The 18,207-nt window shown below is 41.1% G+C and carries 10 protein-coding genes; 5 read left to right on the forward strand and 5 right to left on the reverse strand.

The annotated features are described in order from the left end of the window. Positions 1-12: 12 nt before the first annotated feature. Positions 13-1,599 (reverse strand): ABC-F family ATPase, encoded by a 1,587-nt coding sequence (locus ACKLNX_RS16610; protein ID WP_411693592.1) that lies wholly within the window; start codon positions 1,597-1,599, stop codon positions 13-15. Between the two features lie 213 nt (positions 1,600-1,812). On the opposite strand from ACKLNX_RS16610, the gene ACKLNX_RS16615 reads away from it, so the two are divergent. Then, entirely contained in the window at positions 1,813-2,292 is a 480-nt protein-coding gene (locus tag ACKLNX_RS16615) for a DUF1456 family protein (protein WP_412973160.1), read from the forward strand. An 8-nt stretch (positions 2,293-2,300) separates the two neighbouring features. Here the strand turns inward: ACKLNX_RS16615 and ACKLNX_RS16620 are convergent, their stop codons facing one another. The 4 genes from ACKLNX_RS16620 to ACKLNX_RS16635 all read right to left on the reverse strand — a co-directional run bounded on the left by ACKLNX_RS16620 (position 2,301) and on the right by ACKLNX_RS16635 (position 10,794). After that, positions 2,301-3,413, reverse strand: a complete 1,113-nt coding sequence (locus ACKLNX_RS16620) for an SMP-30/gluconolactonase/LRE family protein (RefSeq protein ID WP_412973161.1) — start codon at positions 3,411-3,413, stop codon at positions 2,301-2,303. Continuing rightward, on the reverse strand, positions 3,410-6,790 hold the full coding sequence (locus ACKLNX_RS16625; protein ID WP_412973162.1) for a S41 family peptidase: 3,381 nt from the start codon (positions 6,788-6,790) through the stop codon (positions 3,410-3,412). The genes ACKLNX_RS16620 and ACKLNX_RS16625 overlap by 4 nt, the downstream gene beginning before the upstream one ends. A gap of 292 nt (positions 6,791-7,082) precedes the next feature. Beyond that, positions 7,083-9,107, reverse strand: coding sequence for a putative bifunctional diguanylate cyclase/phosphodiesterase (locus tag ACKLNX_RS16630; RefSeq protein ID WP_412973163.1), 2,025 nt, complete (start codon positions 9,105-9,107; stop codon positions 7,083-7,085). A 418-nt stretch (positions 9,108-9,525) separates the two neighbouring features. After that, on the reverse strand, positions 9,526-10,794 hold the full coding sequence (locus tag ACKLNX_RS16635) for a multifunctional CCA addition/repair protein (RefSeq protein ID WP_412973164.1): 1,269 nt from the start codon (positions 10,792-10,794) through the stop codon (positions 9,526-9,528). A 151-nt stretch (positions 10,795-10,945) separates the two neighbouring features. On the opposite strand from ACKLNX_RS16635, the gene ACKLNX_RS16640 reads away from it, so the two are divergent. The 4 genes from ACKLNX_RS16640 (at position 10,946) to ACKLNX_RS16655 (ending at position 18,205) form a co-directional block, all read left to right on the forward strand. Continuing rightward, positions 10,946-11,563 carry a hypothetical protein gene (locus tag ACKLNX_RS16640; RefSeq protein WP_412973165.1) on the forward strand — a complete coding sequence of 206 codons (618 nt, stop codon included), beginning with the start codon at positions 10,946-10,948 and terminating at the stop codon, positions 11,561-11,563. Positions 11,564-11,707: 144 nt separating this feature from the next. Further along, positions 11,708-13,396: a dipeptidyl-peptidase 3 family protein gene (locus ACKLNX_RS16645; RefSeq protein WP_412973166.1), complete on the forward strand. Its 1,689-nt coding sequence runs from the start codon at positions 11,708-11,710 to the stop codon at positions 13,394-13,396. 406 nt (positions 13,397-13,802) lie between these two features. Further along, positions 13,803-16,451, forward strand: coding sequence for a TonB-dependent receptor plug domain-containing protein (locus ACKLNX_RS16650; protein ID WP_412973167.1), 2,649 nt, complete (start codon positions 13,803-13,805; stop codon positions 16,449-16,451). A gap of 254 nt (positions 16,452-16,705) precedes the next feature. Further along, on the forward strand, positions 16,706-18,205 hold the full coding sequence (locus tag ACKLNX_RS16655) for a tetratricopeptide repeat-containing sulfotransferase family protein (protein ID WP_412973168.1): 1,500 nt from the start codon (positions 16,706-16,708) through the stop codon (positions 18,203-18,205). Positions 18,206-18,207 lie beyond the last annotated feature (2 nt).

Here is an 18,207-nt window from a genome sequence, read left to right on the forward strand (position 1 = left end):
TAGCAAAAAACACTAGCGAGAGAGGCTAGCATACTCGTCGTAGCTACCTTGGAAGTAGTTCAGCTTCTTATCTTTTATTTCAATGATACTGGTTGCCAATGTTGAAACGAATTCTCTATCGTGGCTCACGAAAATCAATGTGCCATCGAAGTTTTTCAAGGCTTTGTTCAGTGCCTCAATCGCTTCCATATCCATGTGGTTAGTTGGCTCATCCATAATAAGAACGTTTACATCTAACATCATTAACTTACCAAACATGAGTCTATTCTTTTCGCCACCAGAGCAGACGTTAACTTTTTTATTCACATCGTCAGAGGTAAACAACAAGCGACCAAGTATTGCGCGAACGGCTAAATCATCGTGTTTGGGTGTGCGCCATTGTGACATCCAATCGAACAACGTAATGTCAGCTGAAAAGTCTTTGGTACTGTCTTGAGGGCAGTAACCAATTTGAGCATTTTCAGACCATTTAACGACACCACCGTTCGCTTTCAACTCGTCCATCAAGCAACGCAAGAATGTCGTTTTACCTGCACCATTCTCACCAATGACCGCCAGTTTTGAACCCGCTTCCAAGAGTATTTCTTTACTCTCGAACAATGTTTCGCCCTCAAAGCCGTGACTTAAATTAGTCAGTTCAAGCGCTAAACGGTGTAGTTTTTTATGTTGCTTATACGTGATGTAAGGGGTTTGGCGACTCGAAGCTATTACTTCAGTCAGTTCAATTTTTTCTAATCTTTTTGCTCGTGAAGTTGCTTGTTTTGCTTTTGAAGCGTTAGCAGAGAATCGCGCTACGAAGCCTTGTAGCTCTTCAATTTCTGTTGCCTTTTTATCGTTTTCACGATGTATTTGCTCTTGCGCTAAGGCTGCTGCAGCTTGATACGCTTCATAGTTACCTGGGTAAATGCGTAATTCACCAAAATCAATATCTGCCATATGAGTACAAACAGAATTAAGGAAGTGGCGGTCATGCGAAATAATCACCATGGTGCATTTACGTTGGTTTAAAACATCTTCCAACCATTTAATGGTGTAGATATCCAAGTTGTTCGTTGGTTCGTCGAGTAGCAAAATATCAGGATCTGAAAATAAAGCTTGAGCGATTAGCACTCTCAGCTTCAAGCCTGGCGCAACTTCAGACATTAAGCCGAAGTGATACTCTTCATCAATACCAGCTTCAACTAAAAGCTCAATGGCTCTTGTTTCGGCTGTGTAACCATCCATTTCAGCAAACTCTGATTCTAAATCTGCTACTTTCATGCCGTCGTCTTCAGACATTTCTGGTAAAGAGTAGATACGATCGCGTTCTTGTTTAACTTCCCACAACTTAGCATCGCCCATGATAACCGCGTCAACTACCGAGAAATTCTCAAAGGCGAACTGATCTTGGCTTAGCGTTCCTAACTTTTCACCCGGAGAAATAGATACATTTCCTGAGGTAGGCTGCAATTCGCCAGTCATGATTTTCATGAAGGTAGATTTACCACAGCCGTTCGCGCCGATAAGTCCGTAACGGTTTCCGTTTCCGAATTTGGCCGATATATTTTCAAAAAGTGGCTTAGCGCCAAACTGCATGGTGATGTTAGCTGTAGTAATCAAAGAAGTGTCCGAATATATAGAATTGTAATAGAGAAAAAATGGTATTTTTCACTATTGTTGAAAATCGCGCGCACTATACACGATTATTGCCTTTTATTAAACCTCAAACGGCCGATGAATCGCTTTGATTTAGGCGCTTAGAAACTGATAAGCGCTATAAACTTGCTAAGCCTTAGTATATACTCGCATTTTTCAATTCGTGACAGACAAACTATGATACACAACGACGTTCTACGCCGCATACGCTTCGCCTTAAAACTTAACGATGGCTCTGCGATTGATTTATTTAAGTTAGCCGGTTACGAAATGGAAACTGAATACCTGCACAGGATCATGAAAAAAGAAGAAGAGCCTGGCTTTATTCTTTGCCGTGATAAAATAATCTCACTTTTCTTAGATGGCTTAATTATTAAGAGACGTGGAAAGCAAGAAGGCGTTGAGCCAAAAATTTTGCAAGGCGATGAGCGTTTAAGTAACAACGATGTGCTACGTAAAATTAGAATTGCGATGTCTTATCGTGATGACGATATGATTGAAGTGTTGAAGTATGCCAACTTTAGGATTAGTAAAGGCGAGCTTTCAGCGCTATTTCGCAAACCTGACCACCGCAGTTACAAAGCATGTGGCGATCAGCTACTAAGAAACTTTTTACAAGGTATGGTCAAAAAGTATCGCCCTGACGCAAAAAAGTAAGCCGCTTCTTATGGCAATTTAGCGACGGCTATACTACTGTTTGCCAGTGAGCCTAAAAACAAATGACCTTCGTGTTCAGTGGCAGTGGTAATACTCTGATAGCCTTTGCTTGACTGCAAATTATGTACTACCTTGCCCTCAGAAGTCACACCTATGACGAAAGCATAATGTGAGCTGGCTTTTAACATTGCTTTGGGTAATCCACCTATCACTCTGCGCAAAAACGTGTTTTGAGCTAAACCTTCAACCAAAGGATCTCTTAATGTGATTAGCGATACCCAGAAGATCCCATCTTTAAAAGACAAGTTATCTGGCATCCCAGGTAAATGCTCTAAAAAGATATCCCGAGAACCTGTTTTATCCCCTTTCAACCAAAGACGATGAATCTTCGCTCTGCCAGTTTCATTGATTAAAACAAACTCATCATTAGGGGCGACTGCCACGCCATTAGCGAAGAATAAACCATCCATTCTGACTTCGGTTTCGCCAGTGGAAGGCTTGTAACTTAGTAAGCGGCCAGTAGATGTTGCTTCCAAAAAGTCATACATGAAGCCATATATATCATATCGCGCAGACGCATCGCTAAACCAAATAGTGCCATCTTCAGCTATGTCGAGATGATCAACTAACAGCAGCTTCTTGCCGTCAAATTCATCAGCCAACACACTGATATTTCGCTGTTTGTCGATTGAAATAAGACCTTTTAATGCATCAGCAACGATCAAATTACCTTGAGCATCGAAACGCAATCCAAGTGGACGGCCCTGAGTGTTTACAAACTCCTCATATTGAATGTCAGTCGTCGAGGCATTTTCGTTTTGATAAACTTTTAATACTTCCTCTACTAAAACTCTAACAATTCGACCATCTTGGTAACCCGTATATAAGTATCCGTCATCACCAATTACAATGTCTTCAGGCCCCTCGCCTACGTCTTGCAAATACTGCTTCTGCAAGGCAGTGTTATTGAGTTCATAAAGCCTTTCATTAGCTCCGAATTGTGCACTGAGACCCACATCTGGATCAGGCATCCAAGCCACCGGCCTGACTGGTGACATCATCCACGCAGTCATTATCAATAGGCCTAAAACAACGAAGGTAAGAAGAATTACCTTCTTCATTTAATATCATCAGCCGTTTGTTGGACTTTCGGGAAAGGCTTCGCTTCGTACGCAGGAATTGGTTCTGCTTTGATTTTTTCTTGCAGATAAGAAATTGCTTTCTCCAACTGAGCATCCCCACCAAGATAAGTAGCATGAGGCATATTGTTCACCTCGATATCTGGTGAAATCCCGCGGCCTTCTGTGATCCAACGTCCGTCCATTGCGAATACGGGGAACTCGGCTACACGCGCCATTCCGCCATCCACTACTGAGTTACCACCACTCAACCAAACACCAGCACCGGCAGTCTGTTTACCAATAACCGTTCCTAGTTCAAGCGCACGAATACCTGCGGTAAAAGTTTCACCATCGGAGTAAGTAAATTCATCAGCTAATACGACTAAGTGACCTCTAAATGCTTGTTGCATGTTAGTTGAACGGTCACCATTTGTGTTCTGCCAAAAGGACCAAGCTCTTCGCATCAATTTTTCGATAATGATACTGTCGATATTGCCGCCTCGGTTTCGGCGAACATCAATAATCAATCCTTGCTTTTGATATTGAGCATAGAATTCTTTTACGAAAGTAGATAAGTCACGCGACGTCATGGCATACAAATGTAAATAACCAATCTCGCTGTCTTCTTCGTTAACCTTAGTGGCATTTGAATAAACCCAGTTTTTATACCTAAAGCTTCCTTCACTGCGACTGGATTCAGGTTTCGCGATAGTATTTATAACCGTGCCATCGCGCTCTAAAGTTAATAAGACTTGTTTTCCCGCTTGGAACTTCAATTGTTTAACTAAATCGGCAACTGTTGTGATTGCGATATTATTGATCGCCTTAATAATATCGCCATTTTTAGCATCAACACCCGGACGCGCTAAGGGTGATGCTTCGTCAGGCAATTCTGGATCATGCAGATAAATATGTGAGATTAAAACGCCATCATCCGAATCTACGAAAGCCGCGCCTAGTGTTGATGAAGACGCAACATCATCATTCTCAGGAATATCGCCGCCTCTTACTTGTGAGTGAAGAGCGTTGAGCTCACCCATCATTTGCTTGAATATATCGTTCAGCTCTCTTCGATCAGTTAAGCGTGAGAGAAGAGGTTCGTATTTAGCTTTAGTGGCAAGCCAATCAACGCCTCGCATGTCGGAGTCAAATAAAGAGTCTCTGTGCATGAGCCACGCATCTTTGAACATTTGGCGCCATTCGTTTTGTGGTTCAATGCGGATTTTCCATCCTTGAGTATGCACCATATTGTCTCTTGCATCGCTTGGGAAAACAGCTCCAGCGGCAACGATATACATTGAAGAGCTGCTGCCTCGGCCTTTTTGAATTAGTAATGATTCACCATCATTTGAAAGCTCATAATTAGCGATTGCCGAAGTGAAGGTTCTTAATGAAGGACTCGTTTTAATGCGAATGGACTTCAAATTTGGCCTAGCGTTCGGCTCACTGATACGCTCAACAACGTAAAGGAACCTAGAATTGGCGCTGAGTTGTCTATAGTTACCAGCGCTGACCGGGACTTTCCAAAGTCTCTTTTGAATACCTTCCCAATTAATTTCCATTACTGACAATTCATCTGAATTGGTGCTTTCACCTGCAGTATCCGCATCAGCATCATCTTTAGATTCGTCATCTTGCTCAGATGCATCGTATTCTAAATCATCTTCGCCTTGTGATTCTGTATCAATATTTTCTTCAGGTTCTGCAAAAGGAAATTCTGCGTCTTCTTTCAACGCTATTGCGTATATTTCAGTTGTGCGATCAAATGCAGGGCCCATATTTCTATCGCCCCACGGGCTGCTAGGGCTTGCATTAAAATTACGATCAGATAAGAAATAAAGCCACGAACCATCGGCACTAAAAGCTGGAGAATATGATTCATATTTCTGACTAGTCAAAGTCTCTGATTTATTTTCGGAAAGTGAATACAATACGACCGAAGTTCTTTCCTCACGCAATTTAGTGTAAGCAAGCGCAATCGAATCGCTATCTTTGAACCACTTGAATGTCTCTAAACCTGAACCTATGTTATCAAGGATAAGACGGTTCTCTCCCGACTCAATATCGAGTACAAACAATTCTCCATGTTTTGTATTATGTGCCAGCTTCCTCCCATCGGGAGACAACCACATACTCAAGCGCGATGTTTTACCGTCATTTGTTAGCTGTTTAGCTTCGGTTTTACCATCTAACCAAAACTGCCAAATTTCACTTTCACCACTGTTATCGTTGAAAGCAAAGACTGACTCATTGTCGTTATTCAAAATTGCATGTCTATTTCGAGAAGTAGCACTGGTGTTTAATTCAATCAATCTTTTTTTGTCAGTACCAACCACCGCGATCCTGCCTCGGGCAGTCAGTGCGACTTTGTCCGCCTTTGGTGATAAAGAACCAAAGCTAAGGTGATCGAGTGGTTTTTCTATCCAGCGTTCGCGTAATTGAGGAAAGTCGGAGGTTAGAGCAATTTTTGCTTTTTCACTGCTATTTTGAACAAGATCTAAAACGAAAATATCGGCCCCCAACTGATAAGCAATCTTACCATTATGCATTGAAGCACTGCGCACGCCCCAGTCCTTATATTTGGTAACAGGCTCTGCGTCTTTGCCATCTAGCGTCATGCTCCACAAATTGTCTATGCCGCTCTGATTACTAATAAAATAGAGTCGACCATTAAACAACATCGGGTTTTTCACTGAACCTTCATGCAATTCAGTTAGCTTTTTCGCCTCGCCCGAGTTATCCAAATTAAATTGCCAAAGCTCACCCGTTGCTCCGCCTTTATAATGGTTGGCATTATCGGTGGAGATTTGCAGACCGTGTTGTACAAAGTAAATTGTTTTCCCTTGCTCATCTATCACGCCTTCCACAGCATCAGAAACTTCAATATTATTTATTACTAAAGTACTTGGATTCACCGTTTTCAGTACCCAACTGTTAGCAGGGCCAGTAATAGTGGTGGAAGTTGCATACAGAATATCACCGTTGGCAGTCCACCCCTTCACTAGTGCACGGCTGTTTTCAAAAGTGATGCGCTTCGGCGCCCCCCCCTTTACTGATGTTAAATATACTTCTGTAGTGCCTTCATAATTTGCAGAAAAGGCGATATCTGTGCCATCAGGGGATATAAATGGTGTTAACTCTTCCGCAGAATGCGTCGTTAATCTAACAGCTTCATCCGAAAGCAAACCACCACTGTGCTTCACTCGCCACAAATCGCCTTCAGCAGCAAAAACCAGCGTGCTTTCATGGATGCTGGGCGTCTGAAAATAGCCCACTTTCGAAGTGTCTACAGAAGCCAATACTTGACTTGAAAAGACACTGAAGCCAATTGAAAAAAGCACGATCTTCGACAGAGAAGATTGACAGAATTGTTTCATAGATTACCTTGCTTTTAGTTTTTAACAGCAGAGAATATTGCTCTTTCTGCATTTTAATTAATATGATTGAATGAAGACACTTAAGTCAATGAGGAAGGATTACCGTAAGACGAATACGTCCTTTTATTCAGCCCTTCAACAATTTTTATCTAGCATAAAGCCCTTGCGAGAGAATATCCAATTAATCTCAGTAATTTATACCTTCTCGGCATTATATATCTGATAGTCATTTACTAAGCTACCGGCATATAATAGCTGAAATTCTTTATAGGCCTTATCGACAAAACGAATGCTAAGAGTCTACTGTATCGTCGCCGCTTTCCTCGTCTAAGTGATTTAAGGTTTTGGTCTCATTGAACTCATCAAACCAATTAGGCAGTTCTGCAATCGTCATGGGATGACTGAAATAAAACCCTTGTGAACATGTGATACCAATATTAGAAAGCTGATCTGCTTGTTCTCTAGTTTCAACCCCCTCGGCCACGACGGAATAGCCTAGCTCATTTGCCATATACTGAGTGGCTTGAATAATCGCTTGACCACCCGTTCCCATGCTTGCGACAAATGAACGGTCGATCTTTACGATATCAGCAGATAAGCTCTGAAGTTGGGAGAGTGAAGAGAAGCCCGTTCCAAAGTCATCAACCGATACTTTAATGCCCAACTTTTGCAATTCATGAACTTGTTTCTGCATGGTTTCCATATTACTTGCAAACAGCGATTCAGTTATTTCTAGGTGCAGTTTAGGACCCGGAAAGCCAGAGCTTTCTAATACTCGTTTAATTATGTCAATGAAGTCAGAACGAATTAATTGAGCAACCGAAACATTGACCGATAGGTCAACCGATTCATCAAATATCCAATCTCCCACTTCATGACACGCGGTTTGTAATACCCACTCACCAATTTCGTGAATAAAACCAAACTGCTCTGCTATGGGAATAAATTCTTGTGGTGGCACTAGTTGTCCGTTCAAGTTCCAACGCAGTAATACTTCACAAAATGATACTTTTTTAGTGTCATTATCAATAACCGGTTGATAAACCAAATGGAATTCTTTGTTACTCAGCGCAACGGCTAAGCCTTCTTTAAGCTCTTGTTCGCGAATCTGAGTTTTACGCATTTCTTCTGAGAACACGCACACATCGGATTTGGAAATGGCTTTTTGAACATACATGGCAGTATCAGCCAAAGAAATTAATTCTGACTCTTTAGTGCCATGCTCTGGAAACATCGCAACGCCGATGGTTGCACCGACACTTACTTTGCTCATTCCAACTTGTATACGTTGAGACAGCGATTTAATAACATCGCGACCAAACTCAACCGCTTCATCCGAGGTAACATCTTCTATCACAATAATGAACTCGTCACCGCCCCATCGGCATATGTGAGCGGGTCCTTTTGCAATCAGAACAAGTCGCTGCGAAATAGCGACCAAGACCTTATCACCAACGGCGTGCCCTTGTGTATCGTTAACCGATTTGAAGCCATCTAAATCAACAAACAGCAGGGCTAGACTACGATTTTCCTGGCGGCAAAGACTTAAAATATCATCCAGACTTCTTGAAAACGCGGTTCTGTTGTACAGGCCTGTTAAAGGATCAATGTTTGAGAGCGCAAAAATTTCTTTGGTACGAGCATCGACTTTAGCTTCTAAGACTCGATTGACTTCCGATATCTGCTTATTCTTTACTTCCATCTCTTTTACAAGAGACAGATTTCTATTCTTTAAATCTATTGTGGATGCAGTGAAGTTTGCCGAACGAATGCTGGCAAAAATTAAAATAAGCGTAAAGAATATACCTAGAAAACCGAGTAAATTATGATTTTCGTCTGTACTAAGTAACATCAACACACACAGTGGCAGAAGTAACACAGTGGTATAAAAAACGGCTAGTTTTTTATCACCTGAGAGCACCGTTGCGCCGCCACCGGCAAGGGCTGAGAATAATATAACAGTCGTTGCTAATTCGATAATGTCAACGTGTTCGAAGATTACAATCGAATATACGGACCACATTAGCCCAGAACTGGCAACACCAACTATGAACCGTAATTTTGTATTTGCTGGTAGATACTCACAACCTTTAAGTTTTTTGTACCAATAGGCATAATCAAGTAGTCGGAAGATGAGGATGAGGAAAAAAGCAGTGGCCCAAACGTATTTGAACTCCATTAAACCTTCAGTGGGATAACCAAATATCAGGACTAAAACACAAAGCATGGATATAAGTAACCCGCCAAAACTGTCTGTATACAGCGTGGTTATTATATCGCGTTGGCAACTTAGTTTTTCTTCACTATCGTTTATCACTGTTTTCCAAATCCGTTTATATAAGTGAGGGCAATGTTTACTGCCTTTCGGCGCTAATGTGGCAACTCTTGATACTTTGCATCAACGTATCGACAATATAGTTTATCGACACTATAGGCTAAGTACTTAATTTGCGTATTTATTTAACTTAGTATAAAAGATGTTGCGAACAATTAGGCAACTAATAGCACGATCAGAGTATTCATTTTCATAACGAAGTATCGTGAGTTTTAATACTTTAAGTCTTGAGTTTCTGAGTTTCTAAGTTTCTAAGTTTCTGAGTTTCTGAGTTTCTGAGTTTCTGAGTTTCTAGCATGCATACTAGACATACATGCTAGCTAAGAGAAATAGTCTTTTTTTAAAGCACTAAAAACGACACCTAGGTCTTGTAGTGCCGTTGCAAACCTACAAACCTTGACTAATGTGAATCGAATTGTAATTGATGCTCGCGGATAGCATTTATTTCGGCGACACGCAGCGCTTCGCTAATCTGCTTTCCTTGTTTCCCTTGCGCAATCGCATGTTTGACAACTTGTTTTGCATCAACTTTTTTGAGAGCAGACAAATAAGACTTCGCAATATCTGCTTGAGGATATGCCTTATCGACCATTGTGGGGCCGCGCCCTTGAGAATCACACATGCATGCATCTAAAAATTGCACGAATCGCTGTTCGTTTTTAAGCGCATTCATATTGTCGACTAAGAACGCGTGTAATGTTTTGGGTTTTAGCTCGCGAATTTTATGGCAGCGGGTATGATTATCACTCGTTAGCTTAGCTAGCTCTGCTAATTTTTTAGGCACTTTCAAACGTTCACAAAATGTTTCTATCACCTGAATGCCCATTTGCTCATGTCCATGCAATTTGCCAAAGGTTTCAAATGCTACTGGCTTACCAAAATCATGAGTAAGAGCGGCAAACCTTGTAGGTAAATCAAATTTCAAATTAGCAGCCCGTTGCAATACCAGCATCGTATGCACAAAAACATCTCCCTCAGGATGATGCTGCACCGGTTGTTCAACACCTCGCATATTGGCTATTTCAGGAAAGATCTCGAAATCGATAAGTGTTTCGAAAAACAAATGCGGATAAGGCTCCATCAGCGCTCGTTCTGTTTCTTTCCAAACACGCTCTGCCACTAAGTGACTCAACTCACCTTTTTGATACATATCTTGCATCAGCTGCTTCGTTGATTCATGAATACGCCATTCAGGCCCAAAGCGCGCGTAAAATCGAGCTAGCCTTAACACTCTGACAGGATCTTCCTCGAAGGCGGAGGTTGTATGTTTTAATACTTTATCAGCTATGTCTTGTTGACCATTGTAGATATCAACAATCGTTCCGTACTTATCCATAGCCATTGAATTAACGGTAAGATCACGTCGCGCTAGGTCTTCCTCTAAACTAATGTTTTCATTTGCTTCAGCGGCAAAGCCTCGATACCCTTTTCCCGTCTTCCGCTCGGTGCGTGCTAAAGCGTATTCTTCTTTGGTTTTAGGGTGAAGGAATACAGGAAAATCATCGCCAACCGGAAGAAATCCCAATTGAAGCATTCTTTGCGGACTCTCACCTACAACGACGAAGTCTCTATCTTTACTAGCAACACCCATCAACTTATCGCGCACGGCACCACCTACAAGGTAGACCTGCGACAATTCATCAGGGGCTTCAAAAGATAAGGTCGGCATAGTGAATCAGTTTCCTAGCTTTAAAAATAGTAATAGTTGTTGAGATAGATGATATCAGGATGTTTATAAAACAGTTATACAGAATTAGTTTGAATTCTGACAAATTTATGCAAAAGTATTCTCAATATTTAAATTTTTCTTAGGTTTTGTCATGTTCTCGGCTGTATTTCTTCGTTCTAACAAAAATGCTTTTTATCAGAGCTACCTCCCAGCATTATTCTTAACTCTTAGCATTGTATTGATGTCATCAAACAGCAGCGCTGAAATAAAAGCAATGAACACGGCCAGCGAGACGCAAGCAAGTTCACCAACAAATGCAGAGAAAGAACAAATTAAAGCAGATATAGAATTGATGATTTCAGCTATGTTAACAGGTGACGTTGCTATTTTTGTTGAAAAAACACACCCCGCCCTTTTTCCGCTTTTGGGAGGTAAAGAAAATTTCACAGCCTTTACAGTAGAAGCTTTAAAGCAATTAGATTCCCTTGGGGTGAAAATGCTGAGTAACGACTTTCAAGATCCTGGGCCTTTTTATGAAGCTGGTAAAGAACGTATCAGTATCGTTCCTCGTGTATCCGTGATGGAAGTCAATGGACAGCAATTCAGAACTATCGGTTTCATGGTAGCAATAAAAGATACAAGAAATAACACTTGGAAGTATCTTGACGGCTCAGGACTTCGAGAAGACAGAGACATGTTGTGGCAGATGTTCCCAGAACTCGACCCAAATGTGATCTTTCCGGAAAATAAAGTTGAGGTAATTGAATAAGCGTTCGGCATTCAAGCTCACTTGCGTTTGCAATTCCCTCAGGTTCTACCTTAAGATTTAGCTATCGCGTTAAGCAAACGCATTGCACATGAATTTACTCATTAAAAACCTACTCATTAAAATAAGAATAAAACAGGATAAACCATGCATAAATTTAAAGTTGTCGCTCTAAGTGCCATCGCGGCAGTAGTCATCTCCTCCCTAACGGGTTGCTCAAAGCCAAGTTCTGAATCGAACACAAGCCCAGCAACTGATATGAAAAGTACCAGCCCAACATTGACTATCGATGAATCGAGACTCGACATTTATCATCCAGTTGAATTAACCGCAGATATTTCTTCTTACACAGCGAATCAGAAAGAAATGCTGAGCTTGCTCATAGATGCTTCTATCATTATGGATGATCTATTTTGGAAGCAAGCATACGGACAAGATAAAGAAAGCTTTTTAAACAGTATTGCTGACCCTAAAGTGAAAAAATTTGCAGATATCAATTATGGTCCATGGGACAGATTAAATGGTGATGCGCCATTTCTATCTGGCGTTGAAGAAAAATCTAAAGGTGCCCAGTTTTATCCTGCAGATATGACAAAAGAAGAGTTCGAGGCAGCAAGTTTCGAAGATAAGGAAGGTCTGTATTCTATCGTTGAGCGTGACGAAAATGGTAAATTGACAAGCAAGAAGTATTCAGACGTTTACAAGGCTGAACTAAGAAAGGCAGCCGACCTACTTATGCAAGCATCAAAGCTCGCTGACGATAGTAGTTTTGCAAATTATTTGAGCATGCGTGCAGAAGCATTGGTAACAGACAACTACCAAGCCTCAGATTTTGCATGGATGGACATGAAAACAAACCCAATTGATGTCGTTATTGGGCCAATTGAAGTATACGAAGATCAGTTGTTTGGTTACAGAGCGGCATTTGAATCTTACGTGCTACTCAAAGATCTATCATGGAGTGATAAATTAGCTAAGTACGCTGCATTTTTACCTGAACTACAAAAAGGCCTACCTGTAGAAGCTGCTTACAAAGCACAAATGCCGGGAACCGACGCCGACCTCAATGCCTATGACGTAATTTATTATGCTGGACATTCGAACGCTGGAAGTAAAACCATAGCAATCAACCTCCCTAATGATGAAGAAGTTCAGTTACAAAAAGGCACTCGTCGACTACAGTTAAAAAATGCCATGCGCGCCAAGTTCGACCATATTATGCTACCAATATCCGAGCAATTGATTGTTGAACAACAACGCAAACATATTACTTTTGATGCCTTCTTTGGCAATACTATGTTCCATGAAGTGGCCCACGGCTTAGGTATCAAAAACTTATTGAATGGCGAAGGCACCGTTCGACAAGCATTAAAAGAACATGGCTCAGCGCTCGAAGAAGGTAAAGCCGATATCTTAGGTTTATACATGGTTCGCCAATTGTTAGATAAAGGCGTCATTACTGAAGGCGTATTAGAAGATTATTATGTAACTTTTATGGCTGGCATATTCCGTTCTATCCGCTTCGGCGCATCAAGTGCTCATGGTAAGGCGAATATGGTTCGCTTCAACTTCTTCAAACAAGAAGGCGCATTTAAGCGAAATGAAGACGGCTTTTATTTAGTTGATATCGATAAAATGGGTAAAGCCATTGACGCACTTTCAAATAAAATTCTTGTTTTACAAGGTGATGGTGATTATGAAGGTGTATCAGACCTAGTTGACACTATGGGTGTGATTAAACCGGATTTAGCTGCCGACTTACAAAAACTATCTGATGCGCAAATACCAGTGGATATAACCTTTAAACAAGGTAAAAAGGTATTAGGCTTAAAGTAAGCTAAAAGCTAAATCTATACTGTGGCTTCATCAAGTTAAGCTACTAATAAGTAAATAAAAAGCGCCCAAAAACAGGGCGTTTTTTTTTGCTCGTTAGTTTTTTTAAAAACCATAATCTATAGTATTTTTTATACTTATTCGTCTCTATAGCCCACGCCGCTTCAAAGGTAGAAAAAACATTCAGTAATGAATTAGTAGCAATCTCCATCATAAATAACTGAATTCAACGAAAATTTTGTATTGAAATAATTGTAATTTGGGCTTAAGCGCGGTATATCTAATGTACAACGCCTAAAAATCGAACGTTAGAATTTGAAGTTTAAGCAAGCGTTGTAATAAAGATTGCGAATAATAAAATCAAATAACGCAACAGGTTTAAATTCAACAACAATATTTGGGATTACACATGAAAAATAACCTCACTCTATTATCAAGAAGTGTTCGTATAGGTTTGGCCGCTAGTGCCGCCGCGTCGCTCACTTTAGCATTACCAGCCGTTGCACAAGAAGAAGATACAAAGAAAGCCACTATGGTCGAGAAAATCGCCATCGTTGGTAGCCGTGCAGCTCCTCGCTCAATTGGTGACTCGCCAGTTCCTATCGATATTATCGGTGGAGATGAGTTATCTAAAGGCGGCAACACCGACATGCTAGAATTATTGAAAGGCACTGTCCCTTCTTTAAACGTGCATACAAACCCAATTAGTGACGCCGCTACTTTGGTTCGTCCTGCTAACCTACGTGGTTTATCAGCGGATAGCACATTGGTACTATTAAATGGTAAACGTCGTCACCGTTCTTCTGTTATCGCTTTCTTAGGTGGTGGTATCAACGATGGTGCTCAAGGTCCTGATATCAGCGTTATTCCTAGCGTTGCATTGAAGCAAGTTGAAGTACTTCGTGACGGCGCTGCTGCACAATACGGTTCAGATGCTATAGCTGGTGTTATGAACTTCGTTCTAAAAGATAGCTCTGAAGGTGGTTCTTTATCACTTCGTCACGGTTCTTATTACGAAGGTGATGGCGATACAACTCAATTATCAGGTAACGTTGGTCTGCCATTCACAAGCGATGGCTTTGCTAACTTAAGCTTTCAATACAAAAACGCTGACGCAACAAGCCGCAGTGTGCAACGTCCAGATGCTGCTGCATTCGCTGCCGCAGGCCTAGATGTTGAAGATCCAGCACAAATTTGGGGCTCACCTGAAATAAACGACGACATATCACTTTTTGGTAATGTCGGCCTTGATCTTGGTGACGACAAAGAATTCTATATGTTTGGTAACTACTCCGAGCGTGACGTTCGTGGTGGATTCTACTATCGTAACCCGACAACTCGCCCAGGCGTTTATGGCGGTATCGTCCGTAACGTAGATGGAACACCTATGTACCGTCCAGGTGATGATGATCCAACAGGCCAAGCAGCATGGGATGCAGCAACTCCAACCATCCTAGTAGGTTCTTTAGATGGTTTAGCGCAGCAATTAAACTGCCCAGTAGTTGAAATTGGCGCAAATGGTCTTCCAGATCCAACAGCACTAGGTCAACTTTCAGCGGCAAACTGCTTCGCACATAACCTAAACATTCCAGAAGGTTTTACGCCAAACTTTGGTGGTAACATCACTGATACGTCATTAACCATCGGTACTAAAGGCGAAATTAAAGAAGGCTTCGCTGAAGGTTGGTTTTATGATGTCAGCGGCTCAGTAGGTCGAAATGAATCACAATACTTTATTTACAATACTTTAAACTCTTCTTTGGGTCCTGATACACCTCGTGATTTCTCGCCAGGTAAATACATCCAACTTGAGAAAAGCTTTAACCTAGATATGGTTAAGCAGTTTGATTTTGACCTTTACAGTGAAGTAAACATCGCTGGTGGTCTTGAGTGGCGTGAAGAAAGCTTTGAAGTTATTGCTGGTGATGTAGCTTCATTTGAAAATGGTCCTTTGTTTGACCAAGGTTTCAGCGTAGGTTCAAACGGTTTCCCTGGTTTCAAACCTTCAGACCAAGGTATTTCAACGCGTCGTAACTACGCATTATACTTTGATACTGAAATCCCATTTACTGAAGCTTTCTTAATGGGTGTTGCAGTTCGTTATGAAGACTATGATTCATTTGGCTCAACGACTAACTTCAAGTTATCTGGTCAATTCCACGCAACTGATGACTTATCTTTCAGAAGTTCATACAGCACAGGCTTTAGAGCCCCTACTGTTGGTCAAGCTAACGTCAGTAACGTTCAAACTAACCTGAGCAGCGGCGTACTTGTAGATTCAGCCTTGTTACCACCAACAAACCCAATTTCAGTTGAGTTAGGTGGTACTGAGCTAACACCAGAAGAGTCTAAGAGTTTCACATTGGGTGCAGTTTATACGCTAGGTGATGTATTCATTACACTAGATTACTACAACATCCAAGTTGAAGATCGTATTAGCCAGTCTGAAAAGATTGTTCTAACTGAAGCAAACAAAGCAACTTTGAAAGCTGCTGGTGTACCGAACGTAGATGGTTTGGCACAAGTTAGTTTCTTTACGAACGACTTTGATACTACAACGACAGGTATCGATGTTGTCGCAAACTACGCAACTGAGTTAATGGGTGGCAATTCAACCTTTAGCTTAGCGTACAACTGGAACGAAACTGAAGTTGATAGATTTAGTGCTATTACTGGTGACTTTAAAGTTAAGCGTATCGAAGAAGATCTTCCTAACCATCGTGCTACAGCAACATGGGCACAAAGCATGGACGAATATTCATTCTTTACACGTCTTAACTACTATGGCGAATACCAAGGTGTTCACGTAGATTACGATGCAACTGCTATTACTGCTAGTGCAGCAGTGACAGTTGACTTCGAATTTAGTTACTTCCTAACTGAAGATTTCACACTAACAGCTGGTGCACAGAATATCTTCGATCAAGATGCAGAGCGCATTAATATTCCAAGTTCTCAAGGAATTCCAAACAACAACTGGGGTGGCGTATATTACGAAACTTCACCGTTTGGTTTTAATGGCGGCTTCTACTACTTGCAAGCAACTTATAGCTTCTAAGCAGTAAAAAGCATGTAAAGGCCTTGTCACTGACAAGGCCTTTTTTTTGTCTAGTCCTCGGCCAACATATTTTTAGACTGTACATAGATTAAAGCGATGAAAGAAATTCGCTTCATTATCTGAAAACCAAGGGAAAACTGTGGCAAAATTACGTAAGATGCCAGTTAGATATGGGTGACCTGATATTGGTCATTTTTATATTGGTAAATTAAAACGGTCACTCGTTTGAAATAATAACAAAGGAATTCATCGCATTGGATGTAGTAAATATAGTCAATAGGAACTTGGAAAATGCACAACTTGCAGTCCAACATGGTGACTACCAAACGGCATTTTCATTATTTTCTGAATCGCTAAAGATGCAGCCTCAACGTGGCGATATTTACTTTCATTTTGGTTCCGCACTTTTAGATGTTGAAGAGTTTGATGTAGCTATTCAGCAATTAAGTCAAGCATGCCAGTTGCTTCCTCAAGAGCACGCTCCATTATTCAATTTAGCAGATGCCTTTGAGAGCGTTAACTCCCTTGCCGATGTTAAAACTGTAATTAGCTTCGCACTTAATCAGTTTCCTAAACATCCCGAGGTGCTTTATAAATCGGCAAATTTCTACAGAGAAATTGGACAGTTACAAAAAGCTGACGAATTAGCAGAGCAATGCATCGAGCTCTCAAAAGACTTATTACTCAATGCTTATGCTTGGCTTTTACGGCTCAATCTTGGTCAATTGAAAAATCTCGATGAAGCACACCTTGGACTTCTTTCAATAAACGAGGCTTTAGCAAAACAACAGGGAAATAAACAAAAAACAAAGATGCTTGTTCATTTCGCCTTGGGTCGTTACTTCGAGTTAAAAAAACACCCATCCGAAGCTTTCGAGCATTGGAAAGTAGCGAATGATATTCAACTGAGCCTATGTGATTACAGAGTGAAAGGCCTTCGTCCTCTTTTTGAGGCAATCAAAGCGAACATACACTTAGATACTCAAGAGCATGAGCCATCGATTAGTTTCACGCCTATCTTCATTCTTGGCTTACCACGCACAGGATCGACTTTGTTAGAGCAACTACTTTGTCGTCATTCTGATGTGAGCAGTTTGGGTGAGCAGCCAATTATAGCGAACCAAGTAGTGAATTTCATTACTCACCATTGCAAGGAAGCCTACCCTCTGTTTATGTCAAAACTGAGTACAGAGAGTGGCATAGAATTGTGTCAGCATGCCGCTAAACTATATGAGAAGGCGGTCTTAAAACGGCAACTAAAGAGCCCATTTGTTATTGATAAGCTGCCAGCTAACTTTCAATCTATCGGCTTAATCCGTGCACTGTTTCCGCATGCAAAAATAATACACCTTAGTAGACAGTTTGAAGATACGGCTTTATCCATTTTCAAAAACCATTTTGCGGTAAACGAACCGTACTTGTGTGATTTAAGAGAGTTATCAGATTACTACAAAGAGTATCGTGATCTAATGCGGCATTGGCACAAAACATATCCAGAACAAATATTTGAGATCACTTACGAAGCACTGGTTCAAAAACCACAAGCCAGCATTGAAAGTGTTTTAACTTTTTGTGGTTTAGCGAATCAGGATCAGTGTTGGAACAATCAAGCAAGCAATAGTGAGGAAGCTCAATCGACAAGGATTGTGAAGACGCTCAGTTCAGCGCAAGTGATAGAGCCGGTGCATCAACGAGCGGTTGGACGACACAGTGACTATGCCGCCCTTTTAAAAATGAATGGTCTTGAAGACTAAAC

Source organism: Glaciecola sp. MF2-115, assembly GCF_047250385.1.
Lineage (GTDB): Bacteria > Pseudomonadota > Gammaproteobacteria > Enterobacterales > Alteromonadaceae > Glaciecola.

Bases quoted from the DNA above. Each gene is read 5' to 3' on its own strand.
- ACKLNX_RS16615 (WP_412973160.1), top strand. From the start codon at position 1,813: ATGATACACAACGACGTTCTACGCCGCATACGCTTCGCCTTAAAACTT.
- ACKLNX_RS16620 (WP_412973161.1), bottom strand. From the start codon at position 3,413: ATGAAGAAGGTAATTCTTCTTACCTTCGTTGTTTTAGGCCTATTGATA.
- ACKLNX_RS16625 (WP_412973162.1), bottom strand. From the start codon at position 6,790: ATGAAACAATTCTGTCAATCTTCTCTGTCGAAGATCGTGCTTTTTTCA.
- ACKLNX_RS16635 (WP_412973164.1), bottom strand. From the start codon at position 10,794: ATGCCGACCTTATCTTTTGAAGCCCCTGATGAATTGTCGCAGGTCTAC.
- ACKLNX_RS16640 (WP_412973165.1), top strand. From the start codon at position 10,946: ATGTTCTCGGCTGTATTTCTTCGTTCTAACAAAAATGCTTTTTATCAG.
- ACKLNX_RS16645 (WP_412973166.1), top strand. From the start codon at position 11,708: ATGCATAAATTTAAAGTTGTCGCTCTAAGTGCCATCGCGGCAGTAGTC.
- ACKLNX_RS16650 (WP_412973167.1), top strand. From the start codon at position 13,803: ATGAAAAATAACCTCACTCTATTATCAAGAAGTGTTCGTATAGGTTTG.